This is a genomic window from Bradyrhizobium sp. SHOUNA76 (assembly GCF_023006445.1).
In the GTDB taxonomy this organism is placed as follows: domain Bacteria; phylum Pseudomonadota; class Alphaproteobacteria; order Rhizobiales; family Xanthobacteraceae; genus Bradyrhizobium.
The window spans coordinates 1-1,910 of sequence record NZ_JALBHA010000789.1 but is presented as its reverse complement, the minus strand read 5'-3'; the positions used below and the strand labels follow the sequence as shown (position 1 = coordinate 1,910).

The window sequence follows — 1,910 nt, the reverse complement described above, 5'->3', positions numbered from 1 at the left end:
CGCGGCCGACGACGACGGTCAGCAGCCCCTGGCCCCAGAGGCGCTTGGCGGCGGCTTTGGCGTCGTCCAGCGTCACGGCATCGACGATGGCGTTGCGCTTCTCGATATAGTCGATCGGCAGCTTGTCCTGCTGGTACTGCAGCAGTGCCTGAGCGAGCTTGGAGGAGGTATCCAGCGCCAGCATCTGCGAGCCCTTCAGGTAGGACTTGGCCTCGTCGAGCTCCTTCTGCGTCGGGCCTTCCTCGGCGATGCGGCGCACCTCCTTGTCGATGGCATCGATGGTGTCGCCGGCGCGGTCGGCGCGGGTGCCGGTATTGCCGATGAACACCGCCGAATGCTCCATCCAGAGCAGCGATTCGAACACCGAATAGGCGAGGCCGCGCTTCTCGCGCACCTCGCGATAGAGCCTGGAGGACAAGCCGCCGCCGCCGAGGATGTGATTGACGACATAGGCCGCCATGAAGTTCGGGTCGCTGCGCTTCACACCGGGGCCGCCGAAAGTGATCACGGTCTGCGGCACGTCGAGCGTGACGAAAGCGCGCTGCGGCGGCTTTGCGGCCTCGACGTCGGGGACCGGCGTGAGGTTGGCCTTGGCGGGCAGGCTACCGAAGGTGTGGTCGAGCAGCTTGCCGAGGGTCGCCGGATCGACGTCACCGACGACCGCGATCTTCAGCCCATCCTTCGCAAGCACGCGGCCGACATAATCCTTCATATCGGGAACCGTAATGGTCGGCACGCTGTCGAGGTTGCCGTTGCTCTGCCGGCTGTAGGGGTGATCGCCAAAGGCGACCTCCAGGAATTTGCGGCTCGCCAGCGATGTCGGGTTCGTGGTCTCGCGGCGCAGGCCCGAGATGACCTGCGAACGAATGCGTTCCACATCGGCGGTGTCGAAATGCGGTGAGGTCAGCGCGCTCCGCAAGAGATCGAAGGCCTCGTCCTTGTTGTCGCGCAGCATGCGCAGGCTGCCGCGGAAGGTATCGCGGGTGGCGCTGAAGGAGAGCTCGATGGCGCGGCGGTCGAGCCGCTCATGGAAGGTCTTGGAGTCGAGATCGCCGGAGCCTTCGTCGAGGAGGTCGCCGACCAGATTGGCGACGCCCGGCTTGTCCTTGGGATCCTGGGCCGAGCCGCCGGCGAAGGAATATTCCATGGCGATCAGCGGCACGGTTGCGTCCTGCACGAACCAGGCCTCGATGCCGCCCGGCGAGACCAGGTGCTGGATCTTTGCGGCTGCCTGCGAGGGCGAGACCGCGGCGAGCGCAAGTGCCGCGCCGGTGGCGAGGGAGAATGCAACGCGTCGAAGGAAAGGATAGGTCACGAACGCTTCTCCTCGCGCTTGGTGGTCGCGGTGTCCTTGATCAGGTAACCCGTCACCGAGCGCTTCTTCTCGAGCCATTTCTGCGCGACTGCTCGGACCTGCTCGGCGGTGACCGCGCGGATGCGGTCGGGCCAGCTTCTGATGTCTTCGATCGACAGGCCCGTGGTCAGCGCGCCGCCATACCAGCGTGCCAGCACCGCTTGGTTATCCTGAGCGTAAATCGCTTCCGCGATGAGCTGGGTCTTCACGCGTTCCAGATCCTCGGCGCGGATCGGGTTCTGCGCGACGTTGGCGATGACGCCGTCGACCGCTTGCTCGACCTCAGCGAAGCTGACGCCGGATTTCGGCGCGGCCGAGATCGCGAACTGCGTCGGGTCGAGCGAGATGCTGGAATAGCTGGCGTTGGCGGAGACCGCGAGCGGCTTGTCGACGACGAGGGCGCGGTAGAGATAGGAATTGCTGCCGCTGCCCATCAGCTGCGCCAGCACGTCGAGGGCCGCGCTTTCACCGGCAGCAGCCGTGGTCGCCGAGGGCACCAGATAATAGCGCCGCATGCTCGGCTGCTCGACGCGCGGATCCGCCAGCGTGACGGTGC

Annotated in this window: 2 protein-coding genes; both read right to left on the bottom strand. The window is 66.0% G+C overall.

Annotated elements, in window-relative coordinates; all coding sequences use genetic code 11:
- On the bottom strand, positions 1–1,315 hold a 1,315-nt coding region (locus MOV74_RS37130; RefSeq protein ID WP_246932365.1), incomplete at its 3' end, for a pitrilysin family protein.
- Positions 1,312–1,910: pitrilysin family protein (locus MOV74_RS37125; protein WP_246932363.1), on the bottom strand; the 599-nt coding region annotated here is incomplete at its 5' end. The genes MOV74_RS37130 and MOV74_RS37125, both read right to left, overlap by 4 nt.